This window comes from Bradyrhizobium sp. Leaf396 (genome assembly GCF_001424605.1).
Lineage (GTDB): Bacteria > Pseudomonadota > Alphaproteobacteria > Rhizobiales > Xanthobacteraceae > Bradyrhizobium > Bradyrhizobium japonicum_C.
In genome coordinates, this window is the sequence record NZ_LMQJ01000008.1 from 89,798 (window position 1) to 105,911 (window position 16,114).

The 16,114-nt window shown below is 60.9% G+C and carries 18 protein-coding genes; 10 read left to right on the plus strand and 8 right to left on the minus strand.

All coding sequences use genetic code 11. From position 1 onward, the window contains the following. Positions 1-197: 197 nt before the first annotated feature. From ASG57_RS10140 to traA, 4 genes are all read right to left on the minus strand, one after another. Entirely contained in the window at positions 198-464 is a 267-nt protein-coding gene (locus ASG57_RS10140) for a helix-turn-helix domain-containing protein (protein WP_041750973.1), read from the minus strand. Positions 465-595: 131 nt separating this feature from the next. Then, complete coding sequence (locus tag ASG57_RS10145) at positions 596-877, minus strand: hypothetical protein (protein WP_156402632.1); 282 nt, start codon at positions 875-877, stop codon at positions 596-598. Between the two features lie 253 nt (positions 878-1,130). Beyond that, a complete protein-coding gene (locus tag ASG57_RS10150; RefSeq protein WP_012046229.1) occupies positions 1,131-1,346 on the minus strand; it encodes a helix-turn-helix transcriptional regulator in 216 nt (71 codons plus the stop codon). Between the two features lie 129 nt (positions 1,347-1,475). Continuing rightward, on the minus strand, positions 1,476-4,424 hold the full coding sequence (traA, locus tag ASG57_RS10155) for a Ti-type conjugative transfer relaxase TraA (RefSeq protein ID WP_012046228.1): 2,949 nt from the start codon (positions 4,422-4,424) through the stop codon (positions 1,476-1,478). Positions 4,425-4,595: 171 nt separating this feature from the next. On the opposite strand from traA, the gene ASG57_RS10160 reads away from it, so the two are divergent. From ASG57_RS10160 to ASG57_RS37630, 3 genes are read left to right on the plus strand one after another with little or no spacing between them, the layout of a single operon-like run. After that, a complete protein-coding gene (locus ASG57_RS10160; RefSeq protein ID WP_063996990.1) occupies positions 4,596-4,922 on the plus strand; it encodes a conjugal transfer protein TraD in 327 nt (108 codons plus the stop codon). 1 nt (position 4,923) lies between these two features. Then, the gene (locus ASG57_RS10165) at positions 4,924-5,190 is read left to right on the plus strand and encodes a conjugal transfer protein TraD (RefSeq protein WP_041750971.1); all 267 of its coding nucleotides are present in this window, start codon (positions 4,924-4,926) and stop codon (positions 5,188-5,190) included. Then, positions 5,187-5,402, plus strand: coding sequence for a hypothetical protein (locus ASG57_RS37630; protein ID WP_148221526.1), 216 nt, complete (start codon positions 5,187-5,189; stop codon positions 5,400-5,402). Before ASG57_RS10165 ends, ASG57_RS37630 begins: the two co-directional genes overlap by 4 nt. 232 nt (positions 5,403-5,634) lie before the next feature. Here the strand turns inward: ASG57_RS37630 and ASG57_RS10170 are convergent, their stop codons facing one another. After that, a complete protein-coding gene (locus tag ASG57_RS10170) occupies positions 5,635-6,375 on the minus strand; it encodes a GntR family transcriptional regulator (protein ID WP_012046226.1) in 741 nt (246 codons plus the stop codon). 401 nt (positions 6,376-6,776) lie between these two features. Between ASG57_RS10170 and ASG57_RS10175 the strand changes: the two genes are divergently transcribed. From ASG57_RS10175 to tnpC, 7 genes are all read left to right on the plus strand, one after another. Next, positions 6,777-7,667, plus strand: coding sequence for a phytanoyl-CoA dioxygenase family protein (locus tag ASG57_RS10175; protein ID WP_057196170.1), 891 nt, complete (start codon positions 6,777-6,779; stop codon positions 7,665-7,667). 307 nt (positions 7,668-7,974) lie between these two features. Further along, positions 7,975-8,853 (plus strand): phosphate/phosphite/phosphonate ABC transporter substrate-binding protein, encoded by an 879-nt coding sequence (locus tag ASG57_RS10180; protein ID WP_012046223.1) that lies wholly within the window; start codon positions 7,975-7,977, stop codon positions 8,851-8,853. A 58-nt stretch (positions 8,854-8,911) separates the two neighbouring features. After that, positions 8,912-9,724: a phosphonate ABC transporter, permease protein PhnE gene (phnE, locus tag ASG57_RS10185; RefSeq protein ID WP_041750970.1), complete on the plus strand. Its 813-nt coding sequence runs from the start codon at positions 8,912-8,914 to the stop codon at positions 9,722-9,724. A gap of 15 nt (positions 9,725-9,739) precedes the next feature. After that, positions 9,740-10,555 carry a phosphonate ABC transporter ATP-binding protein gene (phnC, locus tag ASG57_RS10190; RefSeq protein ID WP_230646637.1) on the plus strand — a complete coding sequence of 272 codons (816 nt, stop codon included), beginning with the start codon at positions 9,740-9,742 and terminating at the stop codon, positions 10,553-10,555. Between the two features lie 56 nt (positions 10,556-10,611). Beyond that, positions 10,612-11,013 carry an IS66-like element accessory protein TnpA gene (tnpA, locus tag ASG57_RS10195; protein WP_012040935.1) on the plus strand — a complete coding sequence of 134 codons (402 nt, stop codon included), beginning with the start codon at positions 10,612-10,614 and terminating at the stop codon, positions 11,011-11,013. Then, on the plus strand, positions 11,010-11,357 hold the full coding sequence (gene tnpB / locus ASG57_RS10200) for an IS66 family insertion sequence element accessory protein TnpB (protein WP_012040934.1): 348 nt from the start codon (positions 11,010-11,012) through the stop codon (positions 11,355-11,357). The genes tnpA and tnpB overlap by 4 nt, the downstream gene beginning before the upstream one ends. Before the next feature lie 76 nt (positions 11,358-11,433). After that, positions 11,434-13,017, plus strand: a complete 1,584-nt coding sequence (gene tnpC / locus ASG57_RS10205) for an IS66 family transposase (RefSeq protein WP_012040933.1) — start codon at positions 11,434-11,436, stop codon at positions 13,015-13,017. A gap of 379 nt (positions 13,018-13,396) precedes the next feature. Here tnpC and ASG57_RS10210 read toward each other — a convergent pair whose 3' ends face one another. The 3 genes from ASG57_RS10210 to ASG57_RS10220 are packed head-to-tail and all read right to left on the minus strand — an operon-like array spanning position 13,397 to position 15,992. Continuing rightward, positions 13,397-14,176 (minus strand): ABC transporter permease, encoded by a 780-nt coding sequence (locus tag ASG57_RS10210; protein WP_041751665.1) that lies wholly within the window; start codon positions 14,174-14,176, stop codon positions 13,397-13,399. Between the two features lie 20 nt (positions 14,177-14,196). Continuing rightward, positions 14,197-15,021 (minus strand): ABC transporter ATP-binding protein, encoded by an 825-nt coding sequence (locus ASG57_RS10215; RefSeq protein ID WP_082528907.1) that lies wholly within the window; start codon positions 15,019-15,021, stop codon positions 14,197-14,199. Further along, positions 15,018-15,992, minus strand: coding sequence for an NrtA/SsuA/CpmA family ABC transporter substrate-binding protein (locus ASG57_RS10220; RefSeq protein ID WP_012046218.1), 975 nt, complete (start codon positions 15,990-15,992; stop codon positions 15,018-15,020). The genes ASG57_RS10215 and ASG57_RS10220 overlap by 4 nt, the downstream gene beginning before the upstream one ends. Positions 15,993-16,114 lie beyond the last annotated feature (122 nt).

Genomic DNA, 16,114 nt, shown 5'->3' on the forward strand with positions numbered 1-16,114 from the left:
GGGAAGAAGATCGGTCCGCCGGCCCTACGTGCAGTCGCCAGCGGCGCTCTGGTCGTCCATCGCGTCCGATCGAACTACGAAGGTAGCTCGATCGCTATCAGTCGGGAAAGTACTTTTTGAAGTTGGTCCGGCACGAGCAGCTTGATTGTCGGTGCCACGGCGGGCTGCAGGTCAATCTTGCATTTAGGCGCTAATATCTAGCGAGGCCCGTGATCGCCCTGGCTCTCATCCGATTCGCTCAGGTGCCGAAGCCGCGCCATAAACGCGGCAAGGTCGGCAGCGTAAAACAACGTCTTTTTGCCGAACTTGACGCGTTTGAGATCACCTCGTTTGACCGCTGCGTACAGCGCAGTGCGGCCGATACTGAGCAACTCAAGTGTCTCGTCGACCGCGTACGCTACTTTCGTAAAACCGAGGGCCGAGGGGTCGATCGGATCAACTCCGGTACTCTTATCGTTGTCCACACTCGACACTGCCTTGTTCGTCGAAACGTGGTCATGGGATCTGCGAGGATGAGCCATGGTACGCATTGTGTCACGCGTCTTGGCGTAGGTGAACAGCCCAAGTCTGCGCTGTGCCACGCTATGGCGTCCGCTCAGCGGGCGGTGAGGCTGTCTGTTTGGCCACAAGCTCGGTCAGCCGGTCGGACAGGGCGCGGTGCCAACCGCGTTGCTCGATGACGAGCGCGATCTCCGCGATGGCCTTTCCTGGCTTCGGCAAGCTCGTGGCGGGTGGATTCCAATGAGCTTCGGCGCTGGCGGTTGAGTCGATTGGTTTCCTGCGAATAGGCGCGCATGACCTCGGCGTCGATCTCCGGCGTCATCATGCGCTCGCGCAGCCCGGTCAGCACGCGGCTTTCCAGCGCCTTGCGGTCCACGGCGCAGGCGTCGTCGCAGCCGTTGCCAAGCACATGGTTGGTGCAGGGCATAGCAGTCCGGATTGGGAGCGCTATCCGCCTTGTCTGCTTGGAGAGCCCAAACCGGGGCGGCGTCAGGCCGTCAAGGCCGAAGCCGCGAAGCGGGGGGCGACAGCGCCAGCCTTTACGGCCTCAGGCCGGTCCGGTTCACTGCTGTCAGCAGCAAAAGGACATGCCGCCGGATGGTCTGGCCGAAGGCAGGCAACCACTGACCTCAGCGGACTTCATCGAACTCGCCTGTCGGACGCCATCCGACAGGATCTGCGATCCAGCGGTTGATGTCGGATTCATGCCAGCCGGTCCCGTTGGTGCTGATTTTGAGCTGAGCCGGGAACGTGCCTTCGGCGATCTTGCGGTAGATGGTGGACCGGGACAGCCCGGTCCGGGAAAGGACAGTTTTCAGACGGATGATACGGTCCGGTTCGCGCATGGCCGCGCGGCCTCCTGCTGGCTGTTTCTGACGGCTGCTGAGACCAGACAGGCTGGCGTTCGAAGACGCGCAAGAGGGGTTTTTCGACTCGTTGGAGCGTGGCGGAGAGACGGCGGAAAATAGGATGGGTCAAATTCCGATGCCTCGGCCGCGGCCAAGGTCGATGCCGTGGGTAAAGGCCAACTCCTGGCCGAGCCGGCGGCCTGATTCGAACGCGATGCCGAGGTCTTTCTTGCGGTTGGCGAGGATGGATTCCATTTGCGGATCGCGTTCGAGGCTTTTGGCCATGTCGCCCATCGTCGAGCGCGTCGCGTTGTAGCCGGACATGTCGCCAGCCTGATATTGACGCTGGCTGGTGTGGTCGAGCTTCTGCCAGCGTTCCACGAAACGGTCGGCGCGGCGGCTCGGATCGGTCCGCAGCTCGGTTTCGAGCTGGAGCGCGCGGATGGCGCGGTTGACCTGGCCGCCAGCCGCCTCGCGGGCGAGTTCCGGATTCTTCTTGTAGGCGGCTTCGGCGTCGTGCGAGCCATAGGGCCGCACCCCCTCGAAGACCTTGCGGGCCTCCTGCAATTCCTTCACCTGTGTCGGGCTGGCCTTGCCGCCCCGCTCATGGATATCGAAGATCGCATCCACGGCTTGGGCATGGCGGAGCAGCGCCTTGGTGCGGGCCTTGCGCAGCGCCGCTTCCAGGTCTTCCACCGACTTCTTTTCCGACGCTTCCAGTTCCAGCCTCCGCGTGCCGTCCGGGCCAGGGACGGCGTGGGGAGACGGCCGCAGGCCGTCGAACATGTTGCGCACTTTCTCCGGCACGATCTTCTTGACAATTTCGGCAACGCGCTCGCCGAAGGTGATGCCGCGCCGCTCGGCATAGCTCTGGACCGGATCGCGCTGCTCGTAATCCAAAGCCATGTCCTTCGACCGGTCGCGCGACAGGGTGCGGGTGAGCCGGTCCCGATTGGCAAAATCGTCGCGGCCATAATGCAGCTCCACGCCGTCGCGGTGTCGTGACAGGGCGACATAGCTGCTATGGGCATCCATGCCCGGTGTCGCCAGCACATGGATGCGGTCCACCGTCATGCCCTGCGCCTTGTGGATGGTCGCCGCATAGCCATGGTCGATGCGGTTGAAATCTTTGAGATCAAAGTGCACGGATCGGCCATCGTCGGTCTGAACGGTGATGGACTGCGCGCTCACCTGTTCGATGGTGCCGAGGGTGCCGTTCTTCACGCCGAGGCCACGTTCGTTTTGCAGGAACATGACGCGATCCCCGCTGGCGAAGCCGCGGTCGCCGCGCTCGACGGTCAAACGCACCTCATTGCCGAGATCACCGGCGGCACGCATCCGCGTCCGCGCAGCCTCGTTGAGCGCGCGCACCTCGTCATTGGTATGGGTGAGGATGATGCAGGCACGGTCCGGCGATGCCTGCCGGTCGCGGTCCCAGCGGTCGATCAGATCGTCGCGCGCCTGCTCGCGTGTTTGGGCCTCATGCACCATGCCGTGAGAGCGATAGGCCTCCAGCGCATGGCCGGTTTTGCCGTTGGCGAGATCACGGGTGGCGTCCTGCTGCCAGTCCTGGCGCTGACGGCGCACCTCGCCGATCTCGGCACCGCCATGGCGTTCATGGATCGAGCGGAAGGCCGCTCCCGCTTCTATTGCTTGCAGCTGTTGCGGATCGCCGACCAGCACGACCTTGGCGCCGGCGTCGGCAGCATGGGACAGTACGCGTTCCAACTGCCGTGTGCCGACCATGCCCGCCTCGTCGATGACAAGCACGTCGCGGATCGTGAGCAGGTCGCGGCCCTGTCCCCAGCCATGTTCCATGCTCGCAATGGTGCGTGACGAGATTCCCGATCCGCCTTCGAGGTTTTCCGCCGCAATGCCAGACAGTGTTACGCCCCGGACCTCGTAGCCCGCTGCTTCCCATGCCTCCCGCGCCACGCCCAGCATCGCGCTCTTTCCCGTTCCGGCATGGCCGACCACGACGCCCAAATCGCGCCCATCCGTGACATGCGACAGCGCATCAGCTTGCTCGCTCGAAAGGACAAGGCCGCGCGCTTCCGCACGCGCCAAAGCCGCTTCGCGATCCGTGTCACGCAACTCATGGCGCTCCCGTTCCGCCATGAGTTCGGCGGCGCGGTGCAGGCGCTGTTCAGCCTCGATCATCTCGCGGGTGGTGAACCGATCCTCGCCGCGAGCGTCATTGCCGAGTTCGACAAGATCTGGAGCGCTACGCATCGCGCCCATGACCTCATTGAACTGGTCGAGACCGTCGCTGTGACGGTGGGCGAACTTCGCTATGTCTCGCTGCGTGAAGGTCGATTGCTGTCGCGTGATCGCGTCCAGCCCGAGGGAAGGATCGGCGATGATCCGCGCGCCATTGCCGCGCGCGATCTCGCGGTGCATCTCGGCGCGGTCGGCCTCGTTTCCTTCGCGCTCGATCCGTTGCGCGGGTGCGCCGATCTGGCTTTGCGGCTCCAGCGCGATCCCCTGCGCCTCGAAGCTGCGATGGTCGATCCGCGCGTCGATGTCGAGTTCCGCCAGCCGCTCATTGGCAAGCCCCGCCCAGCGTTCGCGCCAACGCTCGATCATCTCCGTGCGGTTCCAGTCCCGGACCTTGGGACCAAAGCCATTCTCGTCCATCGCGCGCATGGTCAGCATGACGTGGGCATGGGGTTTGGCCAGACCGTCTTCGCCGATGTCCCAATGCACATTGAGATCGGCAATCATGCCCAAACTTACAAACTCCGCCTGCGCGAAGTCGCGGGCCAGTTCGATGCCTTGAGCTTGCGTCATCTCGCGCGGGATGGCGAATTCGACCTCACGGGCAAGCTGGGCGTCCTTGCGAACCTCGAACGCCTCGACATCGTTCCAGAGCCGTTCACGGTCGCTCCACGCTTCCGGCGCATGTTCAGGCAGCATCACCTCGGAATGAGCGACGCCGCGCTTGCCGGAAAAATCGTGGCTGCGGTCAAGCCGCTCGTCGCGCAGCCGCGAGCCCGAGCGGTAGGCGGCCGACGCCACCGCGCTGGAGCCAGACTTGCGGCCAATGACCTTGACGTGAAGATGATAGATCGCCATCGCGACCGAATCATCTACACGGAGAAGCGCACGTCGGAACGACGTATAAGCGCGCCCTCCTTCGAAAAATTCTCGGGCGGGATTACACCGTCTCAAGCCGTCCCGGTAACCTTACAGCATTACACCGGGCGCTCGACTATCATCACTCCATCAACATTGCTGGAGAACGTGATGCGCAAGCCACGGGATTTCGATGGGGAACTGAAAGCACTTCAGGACAAGGCACGCGACCTCAAGAGCCGCAAGGTGCAGCAGCTCGGCGAAGTGGTCATCGCCACCGGAGCAGATAGCCTCGGCGCCGACGAACTGGCAGGCGCACTGATCATGCTGGCAGAGACGAAGGACACTGCAAGAAAGGAGGCATGGGCAAAACGTGGGGCCGCGTTCTTTCAGGGCCGGGCGCGGCGAACTGCACCGGCAGCTGAGCGCAACACTGGCGGCGCTCCGGCGAAACTGGGCGGCGCGCAACCGTCGCCAGGCAGCAAGGGCTCGGCATGATATGCGCACATGGCAAGTCGAGCGCCGCAAGCGCACGCGGCATCTGATCGAACTCGGCGGGCTCGTCGTGAAAGCTGGACTCATCGACCTGACCGGCGATGATCGCGCTACCATCCTTGGCGCGCTGCTTTGGATGGCAGACAAGCTCAAAAGCGATCAAGGCGCACAGGCGCGCGAGCTATGGGGCGCAAAGGGGAAGCAGGCGTTCGAGGCGGATCCGGCAACACAGAAGGGGACAGATCGAACTGTTTCAGGAGTTCGTCGTTGATGCATGACGATGGGATGTCAGCCGAACGACTGCGTGCCGGGGTAATGTTCGATCATGCAAACGTCGCCGCAGGTTCTCCGACGCAAACTGAACCAAGACGAACCAAAATCGTCCGATCAGAAGGCGTCAAATTGCTTCAAAATGATCTCTTCACACCTGTACATCAGGTCGATGCTTGGCCCGCCATCGCAATTCGCTGGCCGGTGTCGTGAGTGGCGAGTTCCTCTCAGCACATTCCAGAGGTCAGGATCGGCCTCTCCAGCAAACCGAGATTTCAGCCCGAGCGCGAATGCGCCGTAAATCAACGGTTCGAATGCGATAGTACGCAGATGGTGATTGAGCTGGTTGAGAAGACGGAAGGAGGCTCAAGAAGTCCTAAGGGCTATTGTGGCGCGTTCGTCGTGTGTGGCTTTCGCAGTCCGGCATTCTTGCTCCACCGGGCTTCTACAGCGTCATTCTCAATTCCGCGGCTTCACTCCTGAAGCGAGTGATCGACAATTCCATCAATTCCTGGGTTCGCGGATCATTGTTGACGCTGTGGGAATACAAGATCGAGGCCCCGCGGGGCACCCGCAGCATTTTGCAATCGATGCTCGTTGCGCGATCGGCTCCGACGATGGTCTCGATACGTTGAGGACTGACGCCGATCTTCTCGCACATCCATTCGTGGACGGAAGCTCCAGTAAAGCCCTCCATGAGCCACTGCGCATTAAACCCAAACAGCAATTGCCGGATCCAGCAAACGGGCTCGTCGTCCATATACCGAACGGTGGTGACCTCGCCGGTCGGGTCCCTTTGCAGGACGCGGCGACAGATCTGGAGCGAGGTGCGGGACGGGAGATCCGCGGCCGAAATCAATTCCGTTCTGGGGGTAACGCCTGCCGCCAGTGCCGACGCGGTGAAACTCGTATTGAAGGTGATACGATGGTTGAGCCGCTTCTTCGTCACGACACTCCGGGCGCCCCAGGTCGTTGAAATTATGCCCGCCTTGTTCAGCGCTTCGATCGCGCGCCGGATCGTATTCCGGTGCACATTGAACTCGTGCGCCAACGCGCGCTCCGACGGCAGCCGGTCACCCGATTTATAGGCGGCGCGGATACGTCCCTGAAGCTGCCGTGCAATGTGAAGATAGACCCCGCGCTCTTCGTGGTCCGACCGTCGCCGGGCTTGCTGCTGTTCGCTCATGATGACATCGCATCGAAGATGGTTGCTGTCGGGAATAATGCGGCTCGGTTGCGCTAACGTAGACCACTGCGCGGAGAAGATAATTTGTAATGCTTATGTCGCGAAACTGCAGCGGGTTTCGTGTCTGCTGCAGGAGTCTTTCTGCATTCATGACAATCAACACAGCCATACAACTGGTCTAAGCCACTTGTCTAATCGAACAGTCGATCCAGGCAGTATTTTTGCGCAATGGAGCGAATGTCGCACCACCGACACATACTATACACGCCCCTGTCACCGCAGAGAGCTATCAGAACAACGCGGGTTGCCAGCTAGCTTGAGTGGACAAGTGAGCGCTGGAGGGGATTTCGAACGGGGCGGCGTCGCTGATCGCGCCGCCCGTCACCAGGAAAGAGCAGAGCATGTTGACGGGTCGTCACGTCGCCGAATATCACACCAAAGGTTTTACCGTCGCCGAGGGGCTCTTTGCCGAACAGGAGATCGGCGAGTTGCGGCGTGTCACTGACGAGTTGATTGTCGAAGCCTCAGCGCTAACAAGTCCGACGCCGACCTTCGAGCTCGAGCCATCCCACACTCCGGAACAACCCGCCGTTCGTCGAATCGAGATGCCACACAGGCACTTCGACTTCTTCAGCGAGTTCGTACGACATCCCGCCCTTATCGATAGTCTCCAGAAGCTGATCGGCCCGGACGTACGAGTAAACAATTCCAAGATCAACCTGAAGCCGGGCCGGATCGGTTCGCCCGTCGAGTGGCACCAGGATTGGTGCTTTTATCCGCACACCAACGACACGTTCCTTACGGTGGGCGTGTTCCTGGACGATATCACCAGTGTTAATGGGCCTCTGCTGTGCCTGCCAGGCTCGCACCAAGGCAAGATCTACGATCACCACAACCCTGATACCGGGTACTTCTGCAGCGCGGTCGATCTGGATGCCGATCCTGTGAACGCCACCGGCGCCGAAGAGTGCGTTGGTCCGGCAGGGACCGTGTCGTTCCACCATGTCCGTACAATGCACGCCTCCGGACCAAACATGTCCGCCCAGCCCCGCCGGTTGCTTTTGATTGGATATGCTGCGGCTGACGCGTGGCCGCTGTTGGGCGTGAGGAACTGGGACCAGTATGAAGCGGACATGGTTTGCGGACAATCGACCCGCAACCCGAGGATGGTCGCACTGCCGTGCCCCGTGCCCTTTCCGATGCCGCCCGAAGCGCAAGAACGGTTCAGCCTGTTCGACAACCAGAAGCGGGCGCGGCGCTTGCTCTACGATCGTCCCGCCGAGGTGAATTGAGCGCGCAATCCTTGGGTACAACCGCGCGCGTTTGATTCTTGCGACGTGCGGGTCAGGGCCGATGTCGCCGTCAGTTGCGAAGCCGGATTTGCGCCGCAGGTCGGGCTTACGGCGAATTTTGCGGAAGCAAGTGGAGCGATCTGGGTGTGTCCGCCCCGTTTCTGGAAACGGGGCTTGGATGAAAGAAACTCGGTCCGTGCGGTGCTGGTCGCCGGCGGAGCGCTGTACGTCGAGTTCGCGAGCGAAGGCATCAATCTACAGACCCTTAAGTTAGTCCTTATTCGATCTAGCAATGTGTGGAGACGTTATGAGCATTAACAGACGCAAGTTCCTGGCGACCACTGCGGCAGCGGCTGCGGCCACTTCAGTTTTTCGGCCAGCCATCGCGCAGACCAAGAAGCTTCGGTTCGCGGTTGGGCCGCTTCTGCCCAACCCCGAGGACACGAAAAAGGCGTTCGGACCGGTATTTGCCCACATTGCAAAAGAACTCGGTGCAGATTTCGAGCTGGCGGCGACCACCGATTGGGCCGGGATGGCAGTTGCCATGGGCGGCGGTCAGCTCGATCTGGCGTGGATGGGGCCGTGGGGCTACATCATTGCCAACAATGCGACCGGTTGTCGGGCGGTCGCCACCGCCAAATATGATGAAAAGCCGACTTATCAGGCCATCATCATTGCGCGGCCCGATCTCAAGGTGACGAAATTCCCCGACGATACGAGGGACAAGTCGATTTCCTTTGCCGACGTCGGCTCCACTTCCGGCTGGTTGATCCCGACCTTCTACGCAAAGGAAGTCTGGAAAATCGATCCCAAGGCCTTCTGGAAGTACAGTGACGGGGCCACACACGCGGCCAACGAGATCGCCGTCTCGTCTGGCCAAGTGGACATGGCTACCGACTTCGACCGCAACCGCAATGCAATGATCGCGTCCGGCCGGGTCAAGGAGGACTCAAACAAGATCATCTGGACATCAGACCCGCTGCCCAACGATGCCATCGCGGTACCCGCCAACGCTTCCGCCGAGATGTCGAGCAAAGTGCAGGCCATCCTGACCGCGATCACGGTCGAACAGGCAAAGTTGCTGCTGCCGAACCGGTACACCGGCTTCGTCGCGGCGACCCATGCCTCCTACAGGTCGATCGAAAATGCCGGTATCTCCGTCGGCAAGATCAAGGCAAAGGTGTGAGATGAACGCTACGGGAGCGGGACGTCTCCTCGACGGTGCGATCACTCGTTACGGCGGGATGAAAACCGCTGCAGAAGCGCTGGCGAAGCTCGAAGCCGCGCAACGCACATTCAGCGTTGCGCGAGTCAAAGGCTGGCTGCTCGTTGCGGCCATTGTTGCGTTCTATCTCGTGGCCGCCGATCTCGCACAACTCGACCTCGGCAAGCTCGGCATGGGTCTCCCTAAACTTTGGGACTGGCTGTCGCGGGCCTGGCCGCCGAGGTTCGACGAGCTCCCGCTGTTCCTTTGGCGAACGGCGGAGACGGTCGCGATGGCAGCGATCGGCACAACGCTGGCCACACTGATCGGACTGCCGTTTGCAATCCTTGCGAGCCGCAATATCACGCCTTTACCGTGGCTGTATTTCCCGACGAGATGGTTTCTGAATGCGCTGCGCGGGATCGATTCCTTTGTGTTTGCGCTGTTGTTCGTGGCGGCGGTCGGGCTCGGGCCGTTCGCAGGTGTGCTCGGCATAATGCTTCATACGGCCGGCACGGCCGCCAAGTTCTTCGCCGATCAGATCGAAAGCACCGACCTCGGTCCTCACGATGCGATCCGCGCAACCGGTGCGGGACGGCTTACTGCACTCACATATGGGCTCCTGCCGGATATTCTGCCGCTTCTGCTCTCAACCTCGCTGTTCTGGCTGGAGTTCAATGTCCGCGCCTCCACGGTGTTGGGCGTTGTCGGCGCCGGCGGCATCGGTCAGGAGCTGAAGAACAGCATGGACCTTCTCGACTTCTCCCGGCTCTTCACAATCATAGCGGTCATCCTCATTGTCGTGACGGCGCTGGACTGGCTGTCGGGGTGGCTGCGCAAGAGGCTCGTATGACCAATGGGTGACCCCGTGAACAGGATATCTGCCGATGGGCTCGCCTTTTGCCCGCAACCGGACATTGTCGGCAAGCCGCCGGTACTTTCCGTCGAGAGCTTCTCGAAGAGCTTCGGTGCGCGATCGGCGGTAGAGAATGTAAGCTTCACGTTGATGGAGCATGAGTTCGTTGCGGTTCTGGGGCCGAGCGGCGCCGGTAAAACCACGCTGTTTCGCTGTATCACCGGTTCGGCCAAATCGGACACGGGGCGCATTCGCTTCGGCGGCACCGAGATCGAGCGGCTGACGCCCCGCGATCTACGGCAAATCGCGGTCGTCTTCCAGCAATTCAATCTGGTGCGGCGGCTCACGGCTCTCGACAACGTACTTGCCGGGCGGCTCGGCCATTTACCGACCTGGCGGGGTGTATTCCGCCGTTTCGAACGCGCGGACAAGCTCAAGGCGTTCGAATGCCTGGAGCGTGTCGGCATGCTCGATCACGCACTCCAGCGCGCCGACACGCTTTCGGGCGGACAGCAGCAGCGGGTCGCGATCGCGCGCGCGCTTGCCCAGGAGCCACGGTTGATCGTCGCCGACGAGCCGGTTGCAAGTCTCGACCCCAGTTCGGCTGCCGGGGTCATGCAACTTCTCAAGGACATCGCCCGCGACGAAGGCGTTGCCGTGATTTGCAGCCTGCATCAGGTCGGCTATGCGCGAACCTTCACCGATCGCGTCATCGGTCTTGCGCGCGGCTGCGTTGTCATCGATGCGCCGACGCGGAGCTTGAACGAGGCTGCTTATGACGCGCTCTACGGTTCCGCGTACGCATCCGACGAGCGCCGTCTTGTCTGATGCGGTATATTTCGCGAAGCGTGTGACCTTAAGTCTAGCTTTAAGGTCATCAGGCGATGCGGGTCGAGGTTTTAGGCGGGTTGGAGCGGCGGCGGCGCTGGTCGCAAGATGACAAGGCGCGGATCGTCGAGGAAACCCTGGTACCGGGCGCCAAGGTGACAGATGTTGCGCGCCGCAACGGTGTCGCGGCCAGCGTCGTGTTCACCTGGCGCCGCCAGGCCCGTACGGTCGTGAATGACGGGCCATGTTTTGCGCCGGTGCAGATCGCCGCAGCGGTGGCACCGAGCGCGGAAGAAGCGAAGCCGCTATCCAAAGATGACCGACGGTTGCAGCCCATGCCGACCGCGCGGAGTGGCTTGATCGAGATCGATCTTGGCAACCGGCGACGCATCCGGGTGGATGCACAGGTTGATCCCGAGGCGCTGGCGCGGGTGCTCGACGTGCTTGAGCGCCGATGATTGCCATACCGGGTAATGTGCGGGTGTGGCTTGCGACCGGCCATACCGATATGCGGCGCGGATTCCCGAGCCTGGCACGTCTGGTTCAGGAGAGCTTGAAGCGGGATCCGCACGTTGGTGATCTCTATGTTTTTAGGGGCCGTCGGGGCGACCTGATCAAGATCATTTGGCATGACGGCCAGGGCGCGTGTCTCTTCACGAAGCGGTTGGAGCGCGGCCGCTTTCTGTGGCCATCGGTGGCGGACGGCGTTGTCACGATCAGCGTTGCGCAACTATCCTATCTCTTGTCCGGAATTGATTGGCGGATGCCGCAGGCAACCTGGCGGCCGCAGGCTTCCGGATAAGCTGTGGCTTTTTGACTCACGAAGGAAATCCGGCGGGATTTTTAGCGGCGAATATGATTGATTTGTCGGTGTGACGATGTCCTCCGATCCGCTTCCCGCCGATCTTGCCGCTGCGCATGCGATGATCCTTGCGCAGCGCGAGCAGCTGACGCTGGCCAAGAGCGAAGTGACCGTCGGCCGCCTGGAAATCGAGCGGCTGAAGCTGATGCTGGCCAAGGCACGGCGCGAGCAGTTCGGGCAATCTTCTGAACGCGGCAGGCTGCTGGTCGAGCAGCTTGAGCTGGCCATCGAGGATCTTGAAGAGACCCAGGCCGAGCAGGAAACCAGGGCCGAGATCGCGGCACCTGAAGCCGCCAAACAGAAGCGCGCACAAAATCCGCGGCCGCCGCGACGTCCCCTGCCAGATAATCTGCCGGTCGAACGTATCGTCGAACCCGCGCCTTGCGCCTGCGGTAAGTGCGGCAGCGAGCGGCTGCACAAGCTTGGCGAGGTTGTATCGAAGACCCTTGAATGCGAGCCGCGGCGCTGGAAGATCATCGAGCACGTCCGCGAAAAGTTCTCCTGCCGGGACTGCGAGGCGATTACCGAGGCGCCGGCACCGTCCCATCCGATCCCGCGTGGCTTCGCCGGGCCGAGCCTGCTGGCGATGGTGCTGGTCAACAAGTTCCTGCTGCATCAGCCGCTGAACCGGCAGAGCCAGACCTATGCCCGGGAAGGGATCGAGATCGATGTCTCGACCCTGGCGGATCGGATCGGGGCCTGCGTGGTGGCGCTCGCCCCAATTATTGAGGCTATCCGGACTCATGTCATGAGCGCGGAACGCATCCATGCCGATGACACGACGGTGCCCGTGCTGGCGAAACTGAAGACTGTCACCGGCCGGATCTGGACCTACGTTCGCGACGACCGGCCGTTTGGCGGTCGGGATCCACCGGCGGCGGTGTTCCATTACTCGCGCAGTCGTGCCGGGGAGCATCCGCAAGGCCATCTTGCCGGCTATGTGGGCCTCATGCAGGCCGATGCCTTTGATGGATACAACCAGCTCTACATGGCTCAAAGGAAGCCGGCTCCGATCGTTGAAGCGGCTTGCTGGAGCCACGGCCGGAGGAAGTTTGTCGACCTGGTAAAACAGGGAGAGGCGCCGGTCGCCAGCGAGGCGGTGCGTCGTATCGACATGCTGTTCGAGATCGAGCGCAGCATTAATGGCAAAACCCCGGAACAGCGGCTTCTCGTACGCCGTGAACGATCGCGGCCGCTCGTTGCCGAGCTTGAAATCTGGATGCGCCAGCAGCAAGCGTTACTCTCCACCAAGAACGACACCGCCAAAGCGATCAACTACCTCTTCAACGGCTGGGCAGCGTTCACCCGCTTCCTCGACGACGGTCGCGTCTGTCTTACGAACAACGCCGCCGAACGAGCGTTGCGGGGTGTGGCGGTCGGAAGAAGGAATTGGACCTTTGCCGGTTCAGACGTTGGCGGCCATCGGGCTGCCGCCGTCTATACCTTGATCGAAACTTGCAAGATGAACGACGTCGATCCGCAAGCCTGGCTCGCGGACGTGCTGGCCAGGCTTCCAGATCACCCCGCGAACAAAGTCAACGAATTGCTTCCCTGGAATTGGAAGGCGAACCAACGGTCAAAGGCCGCCGTTGCTGCCTGAGCGCTTCGCGGTAGTCATCGTGCCTGGGGTGCTGGCCGGATGCGTACGGTTCCGCGGACCCGCGATCGAACACTGCGACGACCGGGCACTCCGGGATGCCGGACCGCTACTCGACCGTGGAAAAAGAACGCAGCGCGGTCCTTGGTTTGGGTGATCGGGATCCCGTCTTGGTTTCCGATGGCGTTTGAGCCCGTCCGTCGGTTAGCCCCGTCGCGCAGGTGAGGATCGAAAGCGCCTGCGAGCACCAATTTTGGAGCTTGCCTCAATCGGCGCATCTTGCACCCGACCCATTCACAGCGCGGCAAGAAAATGCAACTGGTCTAAGCCAATCGCGTTCACCTTGAGCGGACTATCTCAGCCGACCATGGTTGCCGAACCCCTACGCGGACTCGGATACAGCCTCTCTCTCTCCTCCATACCAAGGAGCCAGCGCTTTGACGCAGATGTCGAACACCCTATTCACGATCAAGCTTCCCATGCCGAGAGCAATCAGGCCGACAAACATCAAGTCCACCCGGAACACTTGCTGGGAGATTTGCACGAGGTAACCAAGCCCATACACGGCACCCGCTAGTTCTGCCGCCACAAGCGTCGAAATTGCAGCCGACAAGCTCACCTTAAGACCCGTGATGATGTAAGGGAGTGCGGCCGGCAAGTGCACGAAGAAAAACATCTGCCATCGCTTTGCTCCAAGGCAAAATGCTGCCCGCACCAGAAGCGGACTAACCTCCCTCACGCCTGCTTCCGTGTTGACCCACACTGGAAAGAAGACGCTCCAGGCTACGAGAGCAATTTTGGAGGTTTCACCGATTCCAAACCAAAACACGCCGAAAGGTACGAGGGCAAGCGGCGGAATGGAGCGAAACATTTGCAGAAGTGGGTCTACATAGGCCGCCAAGCGGGGAAGCCGTGCCGTCAGAAGGCCGATAACGATTGCCGGCAGGGCGCCAACCACGAATCCGCCCGCCGCCCTTCTGGCACTTATGGCCGCATGTTTGGCGAGCTCACCACTTTGCAGAAGTTCAAGGCTGCTCTTGAATATGTCTGTCGGAGGCGGAAGCAGCACAGGGTCGACCATTTTGGTCACGCTTAGAAATTGCCATGCGGCCAGGAAAGTTGCGATGCCGATCAACCCCTTGGCCAGATTGACGCCGTTCATGCTTCCCCGGTGTTGCCTGGTCATTCGATCTGCCTCGCGCCCAACGCAGTTCCAAGCCTATTATACAATTCATTGAATTCCGGCCCTGTGCGCGATCGCGGATAGTCGCTCGTCACCGGCAAATCTTCGATGATTTGGCCGCCCTGGCCGAGCACGATGATACGTGTCGCCAATGATATCGCCTCTGCAATGTTGTGCGTAACGAATACAATGGTCATTCGGGCTTGCCTATAGATCGCAAGCAATTGTTCCTGCAAATGGGCCCGCGTCATCGCATCCAATGCGGCAAACGGTTCATCCATTAACAGGGCGCGCGGATTTGCGGCCAGCGCTCGTGCAATGGCGGCGCGCTGCTTCATTCCTCCTGAAAGCTGGAACGGATAGTTGCCAGCAGCCTGACCCAGTCCAACCAACTCTAGGTACCGATCAGACGTGGCACGACGTTCTGACCTGCTTACCCCTCGCATGCGGAGCCCAAACTCGACATTCCCGCGTGTCGTTAGCCATGGAAACAGGGAGTACTCCTGAAACACCATCCCGCGCTGGGGATCTGGCCCTCGCACTCTCTGCCCTTCGACAACGATGTCGCCGGAGGTCGGCCGGAGAAAACCCGCGATGAGGCACAACAAGGTTGTCTTTCCGCATCCGCTCTGTCCGAGAACGCAGACGAATTCGCCGTTTTTGATTGTTAGACTGAGATTGAAAATGATCGATTTTGCGCCGACAGAAGCGGCGTACCCAAACGTCACCCCCCGACAATCGATCGCGGAGCGTCCGCCCGTTCGCTGTGAACTCCTTGCGTTCAGTTCAGCGAAGGGAATAGCCGGCGCCGCCGTTGCTATCATACTCGTTTCACGATGCTATCCGTCACGACCTGGTCGAATGACGGCATTTTTGCTCCAGGCTTCACGAGATTATTCGCGAATGCCCATTCAGCTTCCTTGACCAGATCAACGGTCATCGATGCGCGGTTTATGCCGACGCCGAAATGCAAGTCTTTCCAGAGCTCGGGAACAGACGAGCGCTCCAGCTTGAGCTTTGCTGATATGATGTCCATTGCCTGTTCGGGCGCGCTCTTCACGACCGCATGAGCGGCCACGAGTGTTCTCACGGCCCTAATCAGCATCTCCGGGTTACTGTCGATGGTCGATTGCATCGCGACGACGCATCCATAGGCACTGTACAGCCCCTCGCTTCGCAAACGCTTGAACGGCCCCTGCTTGAGCGCCGCGGTGATGAGTGGCTCGCTCCAAACGAAAGCGTCAATAGCGCCGCCGACGAGACTTGGGACGAAATTGGCAACCGGTAGATTCACCGCGGCAACGTCAGCTGCGGTCAAGCCTTTGCTCCTGAGCAAACTTGCAAGGTAGTAGTGAGCATTGGTTCCTTGGGAGTAGCCAATGCGCTTTGCCTTGAGTTCGTCCAGGCTCTGTATGTTTGGGCCGACGACCAGATCGAACGGCTCATACTTAATGACAGACGCGATTACCCTTACGGGAATCTCATTGATGGCAGCGAACATGACCGGTGTTTCCGCGCACGTTGCAATTTTGACTTGGCCGCTGACAAGTGCATCCAAAGCAATGCGCCCCGAGGGAAACATCGTCGAGGTCGCCTTTAGACCTTGCTTGCTCCACAGACCGAGGTCATCGGCGACATAAAAATGCGTGTAGTCGGGGACTGTGCCCTCGCCGATCTGTATCTCGATCGATTCCTGCGCGAGCGAGCGCGTGGCACCAATGGCGCCAAGTCCGCCCAGCGCGCTAATTCCCGTTAATAGCTGCCGACGGGTCGTGCCGAAAGAGAGAGGCGTCATGGAGTTCCCTTTTTTGCTCAAGACGGTGCTACGCGGGCATAAACTCGTGCTCTGACCGGATCATCATGAGCGCGGCGGTGGACGCTCCATACGAGGCGATCTCGCCCCTTACAAATTCGGCG

Bases quoted from the DNA above. Each gene is read 5' to 3' on its own strand.
- ASG57_RS10150 (WP_012046229.1), bottom strand. From the start codon at position 1,346: ATGCGCGAACCGGACCGTATCATCCGTCTGAAAACTGTCCTTTCCCGG.
- traA (WP_012046228.1), bottom strand. From the start codon at position 4,424: ATGGCGATCTATCATCTTCACGTCAAGGTCATTGGCCGCAAGTCTGGC.
- ASG57_RS10160 (WP_063996990.1), top strand. From the start codon at position 4,596: ATGCGCAAGCCACGGGATTTCGATGGGGAACTGAAAGCACTTCAGGAC.
- ASG57_RS10165 (WP_041750971.1), top strand. From the start codon at position 4,924: ATGCGCACATGGCAAGTCGAGCGCCGCAAGCGCACGCGGCATCTGATC.
- ASG57_RS10170 (WP_012046226.1), bottom strand. From the start codon at position 6,375: ATGAGCGAACAGCAGCAAGCCCGGCGACGGTCGGACCACGAAGAGCGC.
- ASG57_RS10175 (WP_057196170.1), top strand. From the start codon at position 6,777: ATGTTGACGGGTCGTCACGTCGCCGAATATCACACCAAAGGTTTTACC.
- ASG57_RS10180 (WP_012046223.1), top strand. From the start codon at position 7,975: ATGAGCATTAACAGACGCAAGTTCCTGGCGACCACTGCGGCAGCGGCT.
- phnE (WP_041750970.1), top strand. From the start codon at position 8,912: ATGAAAACCGCTGCAGAAGCGCTGGCGAAGCTCGAAGCCGCGCAACGC.
- tnpA (WP_012040935.1), top strand. From the start codon at position 10,612: ATGCGGGTCGAGGTTTTAGGCGGGTTGGAGCGGCGGCGGCGCTGGTCG.
- tnpB (WP_012040934.1), top strand. From the start codon at position 11,010: ATGATTGCCATACCGGGTAATGTGCGGGTGTGGCTTGCGACCGGCCAT.
- tnpC (WP_012040933.1), top strand. From the start codon at position 11,434: ATGTCCTCCGATCCGCTTCCCGCCGATCTTGCCGCTGCGCATGCGATG.
- ASG57_RS10210 (WP_041751665.1), bottom strand. From the start codon at position 14,176: ATGAACGGCGTCAATCTGGCCAAGGGGTTGATCGGCATCGCAACTTTC.
- ASG57_RS10215 (WP_082528907.1), bottom strand. From the start codon at position 15,021: ATGATAGCAACGGCGGCGCCGGCTATTCCCTTCGCTGAACTGAACGCA.
- ASG57_RS10220 (WP_012046218.1), bottom strand. From the start codon at position 15,992: ATGACGCCTCTCTCTTTCGGCACGACCCGTCGGCAGCTATTAACGGGA.